The organism is Nocardia sp. NPDC004573 (assembly GCF_053602135.1).
In genome coordinates this window covers 1-16,226 of record NZ_JBSGDA010000042.1, presented here as the reverse complement: position 1 = coordinate 16,226, position 16,226 = coordinate 1, and the positions used below count along the sequence as shown (strand labels likewise).

Genomic DNA, 16,226 nt, shown 5'->3' with positions numbered 1-16,226 from the left:
GCACCAGGCGGCGTGGGAGTCAGGGCAAACCGGCTCGCCAGGCGGCCCCTGGTCCGGCGAGATCTCGGTCAGGACTGCATCATACTGCTGCCCTTGATATTTCGATCGGCGCAAACCGAGCAGCTCATCGCGGAGGCGTCTCACAGATCCGACGTGGCGTCGGTCCCACCTCATACCGCCCGCCTCGCTGCTCATCGATGTGATCGAAGCGGCTGCCGCATTGATCGCCAACGGCACAACCCGGTGCCACGAGCTGAAACTTCAGACAGGGGTCGGCGACAGGACGGCTGATCGGACAGGGTGGATTCCAGCGTCAGGCTACAGGTGAATTCGGGCGTCACCCTGGGCCTCGAACGGCGACTTGTGATCACGAAAGGTGACGTCACTTCCGGGTGGGTGGTGTCTGCCTCGGGTGCTGCTGTCGTTGTTCGGTCGTGCCGTGCGTTGTGGGATTCGGTCAGTCAGACCGGTGTCGGTCGTCCAGGGCGGCGGGGTTCTCCTCGACGCGGCCGACCGGGGATGCTGAACCGATGGATGTGCCAGCGTGGACCTTGGCCGGAACATTCAACCTGATGGTTGACAAACGGTCGGCGTTCGGGGATATTCAACCTTGTGGTTGAGAATTCGTCGGAACGACTGGACATGATCTTCCACGCGTTGTCCGATCCGACTCGCCGAGCAATGCTGAGCCTCCTCGCGGGCGGGGAGCGTTCGGTAGGCGAGCTGGCGGCGCCCTTCTCCATGTCGCTGGCAGCGGCATCCAAGCACATCAAAGTGCTCGAACGCGCGGGGATGGTGCGGCGGTTCGTCCATGGACGCACTCATACCTGTGCGCTGGACGTGGCGCCGCTGCGCGATGGCGCCGCCTGGATGCGCTATTACGAGCAGTTCTGGAACGAGCGAATCGACGCACTCGAAGCGGCCCTCGAAGCCGACGACCTCGAAAAGGAAGAGCAATGAGCGAATACTGCACCCTGGTCACCCCGGATACGCTTCGCATCGAACGTGAAGTGCGTGGCCCGATCGAACGGGTCTGGGCATTTCTCACCGAGCCGGACAGGCGCAAGACCTGGCTGGCGGCGGGCGGCGTCGAGCCGCGAGTCGGCGGCGCGGCGGAACATGTGTTCCGCAATGCGGAACTCACCGGCCACCCGCGCGGCACGGTCGATGAACACCTGATCGAAGGCACGGTATTGGCCTGGGAGCCACCGCAGTTGTTGTCCTACACGTGGGAAGACGGCTCCGAAGTCACGTTCGAGCTGACTCCGGTCGGCGACCGGGTCCGGCTCGTGGTCACCCACTGCCGCATCGCCGACCGTGACGGCGTCATCAACTACAGCGCAGGCTGGCATGCGCATCTGAACCTGCTCGTCGACCGGCTGGCCGACCGCACCCCGCCGCACTTCGACGACGTCATGGCCGATCTGCGTGTCGATTACGCCGCGCGAGTCGGCAACTGAGCCGAAACACATCGGGAGAGAACAACTATGCGCAGACTTATCGCAGCCATGAAGACCTCGATCGACGGGAAGATCGAGGGCTCGCAGGGTTACGCGGACTGGGTGGACGGCTGGTCGGACGACTACGATCTGACATCACAAGTGGACGCGTGCGTGCTCGGGGGCCGGATGTACCCCGGATATGAGCAGTACTGGACCACTATCCAGAACCAGCCCGATGAAGTCCATCCGCAGAGCGGCAGCGTGCCCACGCCTGGAGAGATCGAGTGGGCGCAAGTCGCTCGCCGGACACCGCACTACGTGGTATCGAATACCCTGACCTCGGCCGAATGGCCGAACACGAAATTCCTGCGAGGCCTGGACGAGCTCGCGGCGCTCAAGTTGGACCGCGGCAAAGACATCTACCTGATGGGTGGCGCCGCTATCACGGCCAGCGCCATTGACGCCGGGCTCGTGGATGAACTGCGGCTGATCGTATACCCGCTGATCGCGGGCGAAGGCACGGGGCTCTTCGCGACTTCGGAAAAACGCCGCGCGGTCGAACTGCGCAATGTCAAGCAACTGCCAGACGGCCGTCTCTGCCTTGTTTATGAGATCGGCCGTGACTGACTTCGATCGCCGGACCGTCGAGGCGTTTCGCGCAAACCACGGACGAGTCGGCGGGATGTTGGCCGGCACCCCGCTGATCCTGATTCACCACATCGGTGCCAAATCCGGGATCGAGCGCGTCACACCGCTGGCTTGCTACGCCCAAACCGACGGCAGCTTCGCGATCGTCGCGTCCAACGGCGGATCGCCGACACACCCGATGTGGTACCACAACCTCAGGGCCAATCCGGCGATCACGGTCGAGGTGGGTACCGAGAAGTTCCCGGCGCGGGCCGAGGAGTTGGTGGGCACCGCACGCGCGGAACTTTGGTCGAAGCTTCTCGCCGCGTCTGCAGATCTCGCCGAATACCAGGGCAGGACCGAGCGAGTGATCCCGCTGTTGATCCTGCGGCGTCTCGGCCAGAGTTGCGCAGAGCGGCGGTGAGCCCGTCCATGGTCTGCGGGACGCCGCCCGCCAGCTCGACCTCGGCTTCGTCGCTGGCCGATGAATATGCTTCCGGGGTTCACTGCGAGTCCGCAGGGTGGTGGCACCGCCCCGGTCGACGACGAGCACATCGCTCGAATGCGTGGATGCGATCGGACGGCGTTCCTCTGTAGCGGGTGAGTTCCGCCGGCCCGGCGACCGCTGCTGCGCTCCGGACGAGGAAGAGTTTCGCGGCCGCGGCGGAAGTCAGAGTAATCGCCAGGCGGCGCGGCCCTGGGCGCTGGCCAAGTCAGTGGCGCCGCCGGCGCGAGCGCGGTTCATTGGTGGCCCTGGGACGTCTTCAGATCGCGTCCTGCGTGGTTCGAGCCAGCACCGCCACGGCTTGGGCAAGTTCGGTGGCGGCGGGCAGTGCCCGGTGGACGTGGCCGTCTGTGCGCAGGATGTCGGCCAGCGTGACGCGCTACGACGTTCGCGATATCAGGTGACTGCCATCAGTTGGCTGCGTAGACCTTCGGTCTGCCGTATTCCTGCGGACAGCAGGCCGCGGGGGCAACATGAACGTGGCCGTAGAGTGACGGCGTATGCGAGCACATCGAGCGGCGGGCACCCATGCCTCATCGCTTGATTGCGTACCTGATATGGGTCACTTCCGGAGTATCGATTACTTCAGTAATCTGGAGTGCGGTCGGCTCGAGTTCCAGTCGATCGAACAGACGGGTGCCCGTTCCCAGCAGCAGCGGCACGACATGTATCTCCAATTCGTCGATCAGACCATCATTCAGGCACTGCGTGGCTATATCGGCGCCACCGATGACGGTGACATTGCTGTCCCCGGCAGCCTGCCTTGCCTCGGCAACCGCAGTGGCGACACCGGCCACGAAGTTGAAGGTCGTCGCGCCCATGATCAACGGGTCACGCTTCTGGTTCGTGACGACGAAGGTCGGCTGGGCGAACGGCGGCTCCGGGCCCCACGGCTCGAGGCCACTTTCGAAGGCGCGTCGCCCCATCACCCATGAGCCTGTGGTCGCGAAGTAGTCGGCGACCACACCAGCACTGCGCCCGACCGGGCCGGTGGCGCCGATGATCCAATCGTGAATCCTTGACAGATCCCCTTCCCCGCCAGTGGACAACCCATCCAGCGACATGGTCATGTTCAGACGAACCGCACTCATTAGAAACCTCCACTCAATTCACTCGCACGCTCATAGGTGCAGTTGGTTAGTTAACCTATACGCTCGCATCTGGACACAAATGGACGGGAAGTCGCACGCCGCGCCCTTCAGACGTCGTGACTGATGGTCCGTTGTATGCCAGCGCATCGGTACCCAATGCTCGGTCGGGTCGCGTTGCCGATTATCACGTGAACCGTCACGGTGAGGTTCCCAACATTGGGATGCGCAACCCGAACAACTTAGGCCGGACCTGGCGGGCTGCGCGGGGAAGAGCTTCGCCTGGGTCACGCCACGACATCCCGCAATGGCGCGGTGATCGATGTCGACCACACCTACGGGCACCCCGATCGCGCCACAGGTCGGCTCGGCAACGCCAGCTCATTCGTCGTCACGGCCCCAAGCGGAGCGTGGCCAGTTGCGTCGTGCTGGCGACGGCGAAAGCGGCTTGTTCGTCGTAGGCATTTCCCCCATACCGCCTATGCGTCCTGGATGGGACTGTGAGTCCTTGATCAGGGGCGCGGCGTTCGGCGGGTAGCCGAAGCCGCTTCGAGCAGAAGGCTGATGCATGGAGTTCGATCATCTCGCATCGCTGCCGGAAGTGAACACCAGTCGGTTGCTGTCCGGCTCCGGCGCGGTTGCGCAGGCGAATATTGCAGCGTCTCATGCAGGCTTGGCCGGTGGGGCGGCCGTCGCTGCCAGCGAGACCGACTGCTTGACCGTCATGATGGGCGTCGCCGGGGAAGGGCCGGCGTCCCAGTGGCTTGCCGAATCCCACCGGTGGTGATGCTGATGTTTGCGCGATCCTCCAATTCAGCCTGCATATCCCTGATGTGTACCCACTGCGTGGTTGGGAGGGCAAGTGGCCGACCGGGTAGATCAGAGGAATGGTGATGATCCCACAACGCAGATATCAGCGGGAAAGGCATGGCGTCCATCGCCTTTCCAGCAGTGATGTCATCGCCGATCCATCAATTTATCGCCGGGCTGTCCAGGAACTCACGCCCGTCTTTTGGGACGAGGTAGGCAAGGTCTGGGTGTGTAGCGGTTACCCGGAATCGGCAACCGTCTTGCGTGACCACAAGCGCTTTCGTTCCGCGCGAATCCCCGACCAGCACGCGCTGACGGCTCGGGGAATGTCCGATGTGGGCCGTGTCGCCTGTCTGGTGTCGCAACAGATGCTGTTTCTGGACCCACCCGAGCACACCATAATCCGAACCGCCCTCAAGCCAGCTTTCATCCCGGTAGCAGTCGCGGCCCGCGCGGCCCGCGTACAGGAAATCGTCGACGGGTTACTGAACACGCTGCCAAAGCACGGCACTGTGGATCTGGTGGAAACTTTCGCAGGCCCGCTGCCGACCGCGCTCATCGCTTCCCGCCTGGGGCTCGATGACCGTACCGCCGATGTCTCCTCCTGGGCGGGCGCGTACGAGACCTTACTCGGCAGCCTGGCCACACTCCCACATGTCCGTGATCGCGCGGTCATCCCTGCGCTCTTGGATGCGTGCGAGGTCCTGCGCGAGGAGGCTCGCCGCCGCCGAGGTGGCTCCGGCACCGATCTCATCACCATGCTGGCCAACTGCCTGGCCGGCCCCGACCTCGGAGGAGACGCTCTGGAGTCGGCTTTGGACGCGATAGCGGCGAACTGCATCGTACTTGTGGGCGGGGGATACCAGACGCTGACGCATTTGGTGGCCAACGGCATCGTACTGTTGTCCCGGTACGCCGACCAAGTCGACATGATTCGCGAAGATCCAACTCTGATCAGTGCCGCGATCGACGAAATAATGCGCTTGGACGGGTCGAGTCAGTATGTTGCGCGGCAAGCCACCACGGATCTGGAGTTGGGTGGCCAAAAGATCAAGGCCGACGAGTCCATCGTCGTCCTGCTCGGCGCGGCCAATCTCGATCCCCGCCAATTTCCCGATCCGGACCGGTTCGACATTCACCGGACCCAGGGGAAACACCTCGGCTTCGCACTCGGGCGACACCACTGTGTAGGCAGCGCCGATGCCGAACAGGCCGCGCGATTGGCGATACTCGGTTTTCTCGAGCGGTACAGCTCATTTCAGCTCACCGATGATCCGATCGAATGGGGCCCACATGGCAACACCCGAAGCCCGGTTCGGGTGACGATGCAGGTGTCCGGCGCGGGCGAGAGGAAGGCCGGGCAGGTCGACCCGGATCAGCAACAAGCGCGGCGCCGAGAACTCGCGCTGACCTCGGCCGATATCGATTTGCTGCGAGCGGCGAACGACCGTCCCGTAGTGCTGGACGGTGAGCGGCTGTGGATGGAGGTGGTGGCCGAATACGGGCGTCGTGCCCCGCACGCGATAGCCCTGCAACACGGTGATGTGGAAATCAGCTACGGCCAATGGGATCGAGCGGGGGATGTACTGGCCGACCGATTGCAAGCGAGGGGTGTCGAGCCGACCAGCGTGGTAGGAATCTTCGCTGACCGAAGCGTTGAAGCATTCGTGAGCGCTCTGGGAATCGGCCGGGCAGGCGGTGCCTTCCTCGGTGCCGACTCCGCCTGTCCACGAGAACGTCTGCGCGGCATGTTCGCCGAGGCGAGGATCACGGTGTTGTGCACGGAAAAGCGATTGGCTGCCGTGGCCCGAGGGCTGGTCCCGGCTTCCGTGCCGATCGTCACGGTCGACCTTCAGGAGCTGGCCGATGCTCGCCGACCGGCGCCCATAGTGTCCGGCGTACGCCCCGGCGATACCGCATACGTAGTCTTCACCAGCGGATCGACCGGCACACCCAAGGCTATATCCGTCGACCACGAAGCGTTGATCAATTTGCGGGTCGCGCAACGGCAGACGTTCCGAGTCAGCTCCGAGGACCGGATATTGCAATGGTTCTCAATGAACTTCGACGGCTGGCCGTTCGATTTGATGCTCGGTCTCACCGCTGGAGCGCGTCTGGTTCTCGCGCCGAACGCCACTACCTGTGTCGGTCCGATCTTGCATCGAATCTTGTGTGATGAGGCGATCACCGTGGCTGCTATGACTCCGACGGCTTGGCAGACGTTGCCCGAACTGGCGCTGCCCGAGCTGCGGATCGCCGCAGCGGCGGGGGAAGTACTAACCGAAGCGCTGACGGCGCGGCTGTCGGCACCGCAACGACGAGTGCTCAACCTATACGGCCCGGCGGAAGGTGCGATCTGGAGCACGTGGCACGAATGCAGGCCCGGTGAGGGTGATCCAGCGATCGGTGCCCCCATCGTGAACAAGCGCGCCTACATCATCGATGACGGTGGTCGACCGGCCGCAGTCGGCATCATGGGAGAACTTTGGATAGGTGGGGTCGGGATCGGCAGATATGTGGGGCGAGCCGACTTGATGCGGGAGCGTTTTGAACCTGACCCGTTGGCAACTCGGCCTGGTCAGTTGATGTATGCCACCGGTGACTTGTGCCGGTGGCGGGCGGACGGCCGGATCGAGTATGTCGGCAGGGTAGACCGGCAGGTGAAGGTCCGTGGCCAGCGGGTCGAGTTGGAGGAGATCGAACGGACCTTGGCAGGCATACCCGGGGTTCGGCATGCGGCGGTGGAGCTGCGGGACGGACGATTGGTGGCCACCGTCGTCAGTGATCAGCGGGACTGGGACGAGGCGGCGGCGCGCGATCATCTGCGGCGTCGGCTGCACAGTGGCATGGTTCCGTCGGTCATCAACAGAGTCGACGGACCGCAACAGTCGTCGACCGGCAAGCTGCGGTTCGGCGCACTGGATACAGAGCCGACGGCATCGGCGGCTCCTGGGAGGCCGCCGCTCTCGGATGAGCCTGGTATGCCCCCCATGATCCCTGCCGCACCGGCGTCATCGGGTCTGGAGACACCGCCTGTCTCCACTTCGGTCGAACGAGATCGACACTCGACTGCGATGTCCGCCCAGGGGACTGCACGGCAGGTTTGGGAGTTGTCGCGGCTATTCGCTTCGTGTTTACGGCTACCACAGACCCGTGTACGGGCGAAGTCGGATTTCTTCAGCCTCGGTGGCGATTCGCTGTCGTTGATGGAACTACTCACCGCTGCCGAGGACCACCTGGGTGTTGTCTTGGAGGTCGACGCGGTCGTTGCGGACCCGACTCCTGCTGGGATCGCCGACTTGATCGCGCAAAGCGCAGACGACCATCCGCGATTGGTCAGCATATGACCGCCGACATCCGTTCTCGCACGAGGCGCGCGAAATGCGGCGACAAGCCTGGTCAGGTGGTTCTGGTGCACGGCACACTCGACGAGTCGGGAAGCTTCCGCCGCGTACTGGACGAACTTCCGGCATGGGACACAACCACCTATGACCGGCGCGGGTGGGGCGCGTCGGCGGCACTCACGCCTGGAAACCTGGAGCAGAATGTTGCGGACTTGCTCGCAATACTGCCGACGGGTGAGCAGAGCCTCCTAGTCGGGCACAGTTACGGCGCGACAGTGGCCCTTACGGTCGCAGGGCGCTATCCGGAGCGGGTACGCGCCGTGGTGGCCTACGAACCTCCACTGCCATGGCTGCCTTGGTGGCCGGACCGGGCGCCGTGGGAAGTGCTGGCCCTCGACCGAGGTCTGACACCCGCCGACGCTGCGGAAGCCGTCGTCCGTGAGGTTCTCGGTGACGCTGGATGGGAGCAACTGCCCCAGCGCTTACGGGACAAGCGGCGAAGCGAAGGTGAGTCGCTGGTGGCGGAGATGCGCATGCTGTGCGACGACGAGCCCAGCTTCGACCCGCTGGCCTTTCAGTGCCCGATCTTGACCGCGGCGGGCGCCGAAAGTTTGCCGCACCATCGGCACACCGCCGCTAAACTTGCGGAACTCGTACCTCTCGGGGAGTATCGAGAACTCGCCGGGGCCGGTCACCCAGGTCACATCAGCCACCCAGCAGAATTCGCCGCGCTCGTCAATACAATCAGCCAGCACGACCGCCGTACCGAGCTTCCTCTCATGAATTCGAAAGAAGCCAGTGCATGACTCCTGAGGAGTTTCGCCGCAACGGGTACAAGGTCGTCGACTGGGTCGCCGACTATCTCTCTGATGTCGACAAATACCCGGTGAAGTCCCGCGTCGAGCCCGGGTGGGTCAGATCTCAGCTCCCGGCGACCGCGCCCGAGGACGGCGAAGAATTCGACGCGATCATAGCCGACCTGGATCGGGTAATCCTGCCCGGTCTCATGCATTGGCAATCGCCTGGATTCTTCGGATACTTCCCGGCGAACAATTCCGGGCCGTCCATCCTCGGCGAATTGGTTTCGGCCGGTCTCGGCGTGCAGGGAATGATGTGGCTTACCAGCCCCGCGTGCACCGAACTCGAATCGCATGTCCTGGATTGGCTTGTGGAGCTGCTCGGCTTGCCCGACAGTTTCCGCAGCGACGGCGCGGGAGGTGGCGTCATCCAGGACAGCGCTTCGAGCGCTGTGCTGTGCGCGCTCTTGGCAGCGCGTGAACGGACCACCAACGGTCAGTCCAACCGATCGGGTATCGACGCTCCGCTCGTCGTCTATGCCACCGATCAAGCACACAGTTCGATTGACAAGGCGGTTCGAATCGCTGGGATCGGCTCGGTCAACCTGCACAGGATCAGTACCAACGCGGACTTGTCGATGTCGGCGCCCGCCCTGGCGGAGGCCATTCGGGCCGATCTCGCTGTCGGCAGGACCCCGTGCTTTGTTGCAGCCACGGTTGGCACGACCGCCACCAACGCCGTCGATCCGGTGGCCGCGATCGCGGGAATCTGCGAGCAGTACGGCGTATGGCTGCACGTGGACGCGGCCATGGTAGGGACCGCGACGATCTGTCCGGAGTTCCGACACCTGATAGCCGGCCTGTCCGGAGCTGATAGCTACTGCTTCAATCCGCACAAGTGGTTATTGACGAACTTCGACTGCTCCTGCTTCTTCGTCAGGAACCGAGCCAGCCTGATCGCAGCACTCAGCGTTCTGCCGGAATATCTGCGCAACGCAGCTTCCGAATCAGGCGCCGTCATCGACTACCGGGACTGGCAGATACCCCTCGGTCGGCGGTTCAGGGCGCTGAAGTTGTGGTTCGTATTGCGAAGCTACGGTGCCGCGGAGCTGCGCGCCATGGTCCGCCGCCATATCAAGGCTGCTCAATGGTTTGCCGGGATGGTGGCGGCATCAACGGAATTCGAGTTGGTGACCACGAGTCCGCTGAACCTCGTGTGCTTCCGGCACATTGGCGGGAACGTCGCCAGCGAGTACGTCATGAACGCGGTCAATGATTCCGGCAAGGCATTCCTTACCCACGCCAGGATCGACGATTCGGTCTTGCTGCGGTTGTCCGTCGGGCAGGAGCACACCGAACCGACCCATCTCGAAACAACGTGGCAGCTGCTGCGCGAAGCCTGCGCTTCGGTCTGATCGTCGACCTGACTCGACCAGCTCCATGACATAGTCGCCGGTTGAGATCATCCGGCTGCGCAGCCGCATTCCTCGTGGCCACCGGTCGGCTTATCGATGTACTTGGTCAGACATCGACCTGTACGAGATCTGCCGAGCGGTCGCGTGGTCGACCGTATGTCCAACCGAGACTGGGATGCATCGGCTGAGCGCTGCAGAAAAGCGGTTCCGGTCCAGATTGGGAATCTGTCGATAACGATACCTGTCGCTACATCGGAAGCAGGCTGGCCCAGGAATTCTACGATGCGACACTCCGATATTCGCAACTTCCTCCGAGTTTGAACCACCTCGCTGATGCAGCTCGCATCAAGGACAGAGCAGTAAAAATCGATCTGATTCTATCGGGAACCCGCGCCGGACCTTGGACGAACTAGCGCGAGTCGACCCGAACCCGCCTGCGACGGTCGGAACCTGGCGTTCCTGCGCTGAGTCCTCGACGAATCGCCAGACGCTTCGAATTCGACCGGGAGGTCATGAACTACCAATGCTGTCACTGCCCGGTGAAGCTGCCGCTGATAACACCCATTGCGGGGGTATAAGCGTCAAGTACGTGGTCCGATGGCGGGTGGTGAGCGCTCGGGTCGAGACGAGACAGTGTTGCAGGTTCAGGCTCCGCCCGCTGGTCGGCACGCAGTTGCCTAGAAGCCATTCCCGTCGACGTAGATGGTCAGGTCGAAGACCTCCAACATATTTCGTTGATCCTCCCGGCCCACCGGTCGACCGCGAAGGGTCACCAGTCCAGGATGCGGACGTCTCGCATGGTCGTCGCGGCGTTACCTAGGTAGGTTCGTGCCGACGGCCGCGGAGATGCTTCCGCCCGCGGTCGGCCCGCGTAATCTGTTCAGGTTATGGCGAAGCAGCTGAACCGCGCCGGGAATCCGCCGGCGGCGGCGAGTTCGTTTATCGGTCGAGAGTTCGAATTCGATGCGGTCGGTCGGCTTCTCCTTGAGCCTGGTCGCTTGATCAGCGTGATCGGTCCTGGCGGAATCGGGAAGTCACGGCTCGCTGCCGAGCTTTCGCGGAGGTTCGCCAAAACTACACACGCCCCGGTGTTCTGGGCGCGACTCGAGCGGGTCGAGGCGAGAGCCGATCTGATCGCTGTCGCCGAGCAAGTAGCGCTCGCAGTAGGAGCCGCAGATCTGCCCTATGCCGACCCGGTCGAGGGGACGATCGAAATGCTGTCGAACATCGGGGACCGAGTGCTGTTGGTGCTCGACAAATGCGAGCATGTCCACCTTGCTACGGCGATGCTGGTCGACAATCTCCTGCGAGATGTCTCCGGCCTCACCTTACTCGCGACCTCCCAAGAGCCCTTGCGATGGATTGATGAGCAGTTGATCGCCGTGCCGCCGCTCTCTCGAACCGAAGCGGCCGCCCTGTTCCGAGAACACGCCCAGCTCGCGGGTCCGATCACGATAACCGAAGACCAGGCGAAACTGATCGAGCAGATCTGCGTCCGGCTCCACTGCAATCCACTGCTGATCCGGCATGCCTCATCCCGTCTTCGGCGCGAGTCCCTGGCGATGATTCTGGCTGGGCTCAGCGGAGACGTGGGCGACCAGCGCCTACGCTGGCCGTCACGTACCCGGTTCGGGCAGGACACCTCACACACGAGTGTCAGGGAAGTTCTCATGTGGTCGTACGAACTGTGCACCGCCCGAGAGCGAGTTCTGCTCGAGCGACTGTCGGTGTTCGTATCCGGATGTGAGCCCGAGTTCCAAGGATTCGGCGATCTGGCCGCCGAAGGCGCCACTCTCGATGCGATCGAGACCGTGTGTTGCGCCCCTGCAGTACAGTCGGATCCGTCGTTCGCTCTGCACCGATCCGAGATCAAAGCCCTACTCGAGCACCTCGTCGGCCAGTCACTTGTCGTTGCTCACATCGGCTCCGCAGCTGTGCGGTACACCCTGACGGAGAGCATGCGGCTATTCGCGCAGGAGCGCCTCGCAGAGCGTGACACCGGCGAGATCTACGCCTTGGCGCAAGCACATCTTCGGTATTACCACGATCGGCTTCTCGAAGCGCATGCTTCATCGTTCGGGCCTGGCGAGCAGACATCGCTGGAGTGGACGCGCGGAGCTTGGCAGAACATACAGGAGGCCGCCGCCACATCGCGTGCGAACCCCGCAACCGTCCACCTCGGTCTTGAAATGATCACTGCTCGGTCCGCGCATCGCTTGCCCTTCCTTCTCGGAAAGGTGAGCGAGAGCCGCAACTGGGCGCTCCAGGCGCTCGCAGCTGCGCCGGCGAACGAACCTGCCGTGCTGCGCGTGTCGGCGATGGCGTTCGCTGCTTGGCTGATGGCTTGCCACGGCGAACACGATGCGGCGGATCGCATGCTGGATGACGCCATGTCAGTCAACGGGTGGGATCCCGGCAGTCGCTCGTCATGGCGCGCCGATCCCGAGTCCGACATCGGCATACCGCACGCCGTCGAGATGGCCTGGGGAACGATGCTTCTGTTGGCACACGGCGACCCGGCTTCGATCTCGGTACTCGGCCGAGCACGCGCCAAATTCGGTAGCGTAGGCGATCTTGGGAACGAGGCCACCGCTGAACTTCTCGAAGCGATTGCGGCGGGACTGTACGGAACACCCGCGCAAGCCCTCACGATTGGCAGTCGACACCTCGACAGGGCAGTAGCATCCGAGGCGCCGGTGGCTATGAGCTGGGCAGAAGTCGCGTGGGCGGTCGTCCAGACCAAACACGGCGATCCTCGGGAAGCGCTCGCCGTCGGTGCACGTGCTCTACGTTCACTGCGTGCTCGAGGAGACGATTGGGGATCGGTGTGGGCGGTCCATGTGCGCATGTGGTCGCTCGCGCGACTCCTTCGCGAGCTTCCAGCATGCTCGGCAGACGCGGCTGAAATAGCCACCGAGATCGCCATCCTTGCCGGCGGCGGCAAGCTATTGCGCACGATGCTGGGGCTAGGGGAGACCGCGCACCGACACGTTCGAGTCGAGAATACGATCGCCTTGAACGCCGCGCGTGAGGTTCTCGGTGCCGAGAGATTCGTCGCGGCCTACGAGACCGGCACCGCGATGCGTGCGGATCGACACGAGGTGCAGCGATTCGCCTTGGGCGATTTTGTCCCTCGGCAGAATCTCGGTGCCAGGGTCTCGACTCGCTGGTCGACTCTGACGGCCGCAGAGTGCGAAGTGGCTTTGCTGGCGGCGGCCGGCTGGACGAACACCGCTATAGCCGCTCGCCGCGGCGGTTCACCGAGAACGGTCGGCTCGCAGATGCTTGCCGTATTCCAGAAACTCGACATCACGACTCGTACCGACCTAATCGGCCGCGTGCCGGACCGTCTCCTGGATCGGGTTCGCAGGGAAGAACGGTGTTGACCGTTGTCGAGGCCCGGTGGCCGCCGGTGGTGCCTGGGTCGGATGCGGTCGCAGGGGAAGTCTACAGGCTGTTGAGTGTGTGATTCGGGTTAGCAGGGACCGTCTGCTCGCTGCTTTCGCATGGTGCGAAGGCTGCTGCAGACGGCTTGTTCCGCTGATGTACATTCGGTTCGTGGAGCGTTTCGCTCCGGCCTTCATCCTGGAATATCGAGGCTGGACAGGTTCTTGAAGGTCATAGGCGTGCCGAGTATCACCGGAAGGGTGACCAGCGCGCGCTGAAACGGACCCGGTCGCCAAGACAACTCGTGTTCCGGGACAGCTAATCGCATTTCCGGCAGGGCATCGAGCAGTTGTTCGACCGCCTCCTGGGCGACGAGATAAGCCAGGGTTCTGGCGGGACACATGTGCGATCCAGCACTCCATGCCAGGTGTGCGCGATTGCCGATCGGGCCGCCGTTGCTGATCTCGGGATCGTCGTTGCAGCCTGCAAAGCTGATGACAACAGGCTGGTGAGCAGGCAGCCAGACACCGTCCACGAGGATCGGGTACCGCGGATAGGAGAACGCCAGATTCGCCATCGGGGGGTTGTTGAACAAAACCTCGTCAAGCGCATCGCGGGTCGACAGACTTCCTCCGAGGACACTTCCAGCGAATCGATCGTCGGTGAGGATCAACAGCAGAGTGTTCGTTATGAGATTCTGCAGTGGTTCGATACCGCCGGCGTAGAGTACGGCGAACTGCTCGAGCAACTCTTCGGTGTCGAGCCGGGCGGGATGGCGAAGTAGCCGGGTGGCGAGGTCGTCTCCGGGTTTCGCGCTCTTCAGCTCGACAAGCTCCATGATCGCCGCCATCAGCAGTCTGTTGCCATCTTCGGCACCGACGCCCTCGACGATCGCGGCTGCTGCCGCGGCGATCTTTTGTGCTATTTGAGGCGGACACCCCAGCATTGTGTTCATAACTTCGAAGGCCAGTGGAAACGCATAATGCTGAATCAGGTCCATCACACCGGTGTTCAGCGAGAATGTGCTGATCAGCTGTATCGCTATCCGCTCGACATCGGCCCGTATGGTGTGTAGGTCGACCGCATCAAGGGCGGCAGCGCTTGCCTGTCGGTAGCGAGTGTGCTCGGGTCCGGAGGTTCGCGAAGCAGTCGGCCGCCATTGCAGCAATGGCAGCACGGGACAGTCCTCGGGAACGTTCTTCTGCCACTCACGAGGATCAGCCGGGAAGTTTTCCGGATCGTGGAGGATCCGCAAGCCAGTGCGGTACCCGATCACCAGCGTGGCGTGCACACCTGGTGCCAATTCGACCGGCACCAGTGAACCGTAGCGGACGCGCATCTCCCGATAGACGCTGTATGGATCCGCAGCGAATTCCGGGGCATACAGCGGTACCCTCGAGTCAGCACTATCGAACGGCCGAGCGGGGCGCGCATCAACAGTGGCCTCAGCTTGCTCAGGGTCCTGCGAAATCATCAGGCTATGACTCCAAAGTGATAATCGACGGGCGGGAACCGCGTGGTCTCCGAACGGACTTCCTGTCGAGGCGTCGCCGGCGGGCGCGTGTGCTCGGCGTGAGTACGCGCGCCTAACTGTTCACCCCGGGTATACCGCCTGTCGATAGGTGTGGCGGCTTCAACGAATCCAGGTGCTGCAGCGGCGCGGTGGGCTCCGCTCGACGGACGGCTGCTGCGGCATCTCTCTCCATGTGAATCGGTACCTACGGTCGGCGCTCAGCCTCGCGGCTATCGGAGGTGACGTCATCGGTAGCGAGGCGAGCGGGTACCAATTGCGTCTAAGTAGATACTTCGCTCGTCGACCGGTTATCGAGACGACGCGGTACTTCTCGTGGCCTGCCACTTTTGATGCGGGAGGGCGAGATGACGGTAGATAATCCGGTGCGGGAGGGCGATCGTAGGCATTTCCCCCGTACCGGGGTATGGGGTCAGTACCCGTAGCATCTGTCTACGCCGATGCGTAGTTCTCTGCGGAGTGGACGGGCCTACGAATCGCGGCAGACCACCTTCTTCCGACGTGCGCCCACTTCTTCGCCCGGATCTCAACGCATCGGCCTGGTCAGCGCTGAGCCATGCCGCGGGTGCGGCGCAGCGCTGGCGTTCGCGGCGTGGCCCCGATTACGTCTCCCGAGGCCTACCGCGAACTGGCTGCGCCCGCGGCGTGTTCGGTGAGTTGTTGTTGTCTGAAGCAGGCGGCCACCGCTCCGATCGAGTGCTCGAGTGCGCTCGATCATCATGTGAAAGTAGGGATTATCAATGGAAGTCCGGGAAGTCGATACGATCGGTGCGTCGCGGATCGAGCGCACACAGGGCCGAGGGGTTGGTGAAATCCATCGGCGCCTACGGCGATGGATGGGGATCTCGCTGGTCAGCCTGCTGGCTGGCGGGGTGTTCGCGGTCGGCGGCGTATTCGCTGTCCGAAACCAAGATTCGGGCGTGGATGCCGGCCCGCCGAACACCATGATGAACTATGAGCAGCAGGTGGTGCCCGGCGGGAATCAAGGCCGATCGGAGACACTGCTGGTTGGCAATCACAACGGCAACTAGTCGTGAGGTCGAGGCAAGTTGCCTCTGTCCGGTGAAAAGCGCGCGCAGTTGCTGATCGGCGAAGACCTCTTTGACATGCCGCGTAACCGCTCCATGTCGAGGAGGTCTTCGTGTGCCGGAGATGTCGCGGGAGCCGTCGGCGTTGACTCCGCTCTGTCGGCGGAACGTGAAAACTGATCACTGCGCGGCAACTCAAAATGGACCACCTGGTCGGTGACCCTGGCTGATATCCGAGCCAGGGAGGACCGA

General features: G+C 63.1%; 12 protein-coding genes. 10 read left to right on the top strand and 2 right to left on the bottom strand.

Features of this window, described 5'->3' with window-relative positions; genetic code table 11:
• The first annotated feature begins 642 nt into the window (after nucleotides 1-642).
• The 4 genes from ACWEKR_RS34665 to ACWEKR_RS34650 are packed head-to-tail and all read left to right on the top strand — an operon-like array spanning nucleotide 643 to nucleotide 2,493.
• A complete protein-coding gene (locus ACWEKR_RS34665; protein ID WP_452358110.1) occupies nucleotides 643-960 on the top strand; it encodes an ArsR/SmtB family transcription factor in 318 nt (105 codons plus the stop codon).
• The gene (locus ACWEKR_RS34660; protein ID WP_452358109.1) at nucleotides 957-1,460 is read left to right on the top strand and encodes an SRPBCC family protein; all 504 of its coding nucleotides are present in this window, start codon (nucleotides 957-959) and stop codon (nucleotides 1,458-1,460) included. The genes ACWEKR_RS34665 and ACWEKR_RS34660 overlap by 4 nt, the downstream gene beginning before the upstream one ends.
• A gap of 48 nt (nucleotides 1,461-1,508) precedes the next feature.
• On the top strand, nucleotides 1,509-2,069 hold the full coding sequence (locus ACWEKR_RS34655) for a dihydrofolate reductase family protein (protein WP_452358108.1): 561 nt from the start codon (nucleotides 1,509-1,511) through the stop codon (nucleotides 2,067-2,069).
• Nucleotides 2,062-2,493, top strand: a complete 432-nt coding sequence (locus ACWEKR_RS34650) for a nitroreductase family deazaflavin-dependent oxidoreductase (protein WP_452358107.1) — start codon at nucleotides 2,062-2,064, stop codon at nucleotides 2,491-2,493. Before ACWEKR_RS34655 ends, ACWEKR_RS34650 begins: the two co-directional genes overlap by 8 nt.
• A gap of 614 nt (nucleotides 2,494-3,107) precedes the next feature.
• Here ACWEKR_RS34650 and ACWEKR_RS34645 read toward each other — a convergent pair.
• Nucleotides 3,108-3,644 (bottom strand): dihydrofolate reductase family protein, encoded by a 537-nt coding sequence (locus ACWEKR_RS34645; protein WP_452358106.1) that lies wholly within the window; start codon nucleotides 3,642-3,644, stop codon nucleotides 3,108-3,110.
• 586 nt (nucleotides 3,645-4,230) lie between these two features.
• Here ACWEKR_RS34645 and ACWEKR_RS34640 point away from each other — a divergent pair.
• From ACWEKR_RS34640 to ACWEKR_RS34620, 5 genes are all read left to right on the top strand, one after another.
• Nucleotides 4,231-4,449, top strand: coding sequence for a hypothetical protein (locus tag ACWEKR_RS34640; RefSeq protein ID WP_452358105.1), 219 nt, complete (start codon nucleotides 4,231-4,233; stop codon nucleotides 4,447-4,449).
• 100 nt (nucleotides 4,450-4,549) lie between these two features.
• A complete protein-coding gene (locus tag ACWEKR_RS34635; RefSeq protein ID WP_452358104.1) occupies nucleotides 4,550-7,819 on the top strand; it encodes an amino acid adenylation domain-containing protein in 3,270 nt (1,089 codons plus the stop codon).
• Complete coding sequence (locus ACWEKR_RS34630; protein ID WP_452358103.1) at nucleotides 7,816-8,622, top strand: alpha/beta fold hydrolase; 807 nt, start codon at nucleotides 7,816-7,818, stop codon at nucleotides 8,620-8,622. The genes ACWEKR_RS34635 and ACWEKR_RS34630 overlap by 4 nt, the downstream gene beginning before the upstream one ends.
• Nucleotides 8,619-10,028 (top strand): pyridoxal-dependent decarboxylase, encoded by a 1,410-nt coding sequence (locus tag ACWEKR_RS34625; RefSeq protein WP_452358102.1) that lies wholly within the window; start codon nucleotides 8,619-8,621, stop codon nucleotides 10,026-10,028. The genes ACWEKR_RS34630 and ACWEKR_RS34625 overlap by 4 nt, the downstream gene beginning before the upstream one ends.
• A gap of 887 nt (nucleotides 10,029-10,915) precedes the next feature.
• Entirely contained in the window at nucleotides 10,916-13,414 is a 2,499-nt protein-coding gene (locus ACWEKR_RS34620) for an ATP-binding protein (protein WP_452358101.1), read from the top strand.
• A gap of 194 nt (nucleotides 13,415-13,608) precedes the next feature.
• On the opposite strand, the gene ACWEKR_RS34615 is transcribed toward ACWEKR_RS34620, so the two are convergent.
• On the bottom strand, nucleotides 13,609-14,889 hold the full coding sequence (locus ACWEKR_RS34615; RefSeq protein ID WP_452358100.1) for a cytochrome P450: 1,281 nt from the start codon (nucleotides 14,887-14,889) through the stop codon (nucleotides 13,609-13,611).
• A 797-nt stretch (nucleotides 14,890-15,686) separates the two neighbouring features.
• Here ACWEKR_RS34615 and ACWEKR_RS34610 point away from each other — a divergent pair.
• Complete coding sequence (locus tag ACWEKR_RS34610) at nucleotides 15,687-15,977, top strand: hypothetical protein (protein ID WP_452358099.1); 291 nt, start codon at nucleotides 15,687-15,689, stop codon at nucleotides 15,975-15,977.
• The last annotated feature ends 249 nt before the right edge of the window (nucleotides 15,978-16,226 follow it).

What these genes read in the sequence shown, in the direction of transcription:
- ACWEKR_RS34630 (WP_452358103.1), top strand. Translation starts at nt 7,816, where the DNA reads ATGACCGCCGACATCCGTTCTCGCACGAGGCGCGCGAAATGCGGCGAC.
- ACWEKR_RS34665 (WP_452358110.1), top strand. Translation starts at nt 643, where the DNA reads ATGATCTTCCACGCGTTGTCCGATCCGACTCGCCGAGCAATGCTGAGC.
- ACWEKR_RS34645 (WP_452358106.1), bottom strand. Translation starts at nt 3,644, where the DNA reads ATGACCATGTCGCTGGATGGGTTGTCCACTGGCGGGGAAGGGGATCTG.
- ACWEKR_RS34655 (WP_452358108.1), top strand. Translation starts at nt 1,509, where the DNA reads ATGAAGACCTCGATCGACGGGAAGATCGAGGGCTCGCAGGGTTACGCG.
- ACWEKR_RS34625 (WP_452358102.1), top strand. Translation starts at nt 8,619, where the DNA reads ATGACTCCTGAGGAGTTTCGCCGCAACGGGTACAAGGTCGTCGACTGG.
- ACWEKR_RS34615 (WP_452358100.1), bottom strand. Translation starts at nt 14,889, where the DNA reads ATGATTTCGCAGGACCCTGAGCAAGCTGAGGCCACTGTTGATGCGCGC.
- ACWEKR_RS34610 (WP_452358099.1), top strand. Translation starts at nt 15,687, where the DNA reads ATGGAAGTCCGGGAAGTCGATACGATCGGTGCGTCGCGGATCGAGCGC.
- ACWEKR_RS34635 (WP_452358104.1), top strand. Translation starts at nt 4,550, where the DNA reads ATGGTGATGATCCCACAACGCAGATATCAGCGGGAAAGGCATGGCGTC.
- ACWEKR_RS34640 (WP_452358105.1), top strand. Translation starts at nt 4,231, where the DNA reads ATGGAGTTCGATCATCTCGCATCGCTGCCGGAAGTGAACACCAGTCGG.
- ACWEKR_RS34620 (WP_452358101.1), top strand. Translation starts at nt 10,916, where the DNA reads ATGGCGAAGCAGCTGAACCGCGCCGGGAATCCGCCGGCGGCGGCGAGT.
- ACWEKR_RS34660 (WP_452358109.1), top strand. Translation starts at nt 957, where the DNA reads ATGAGCGAATACTGCACCCTGGTCACCCCGGATACGCTTCGCATCGAA.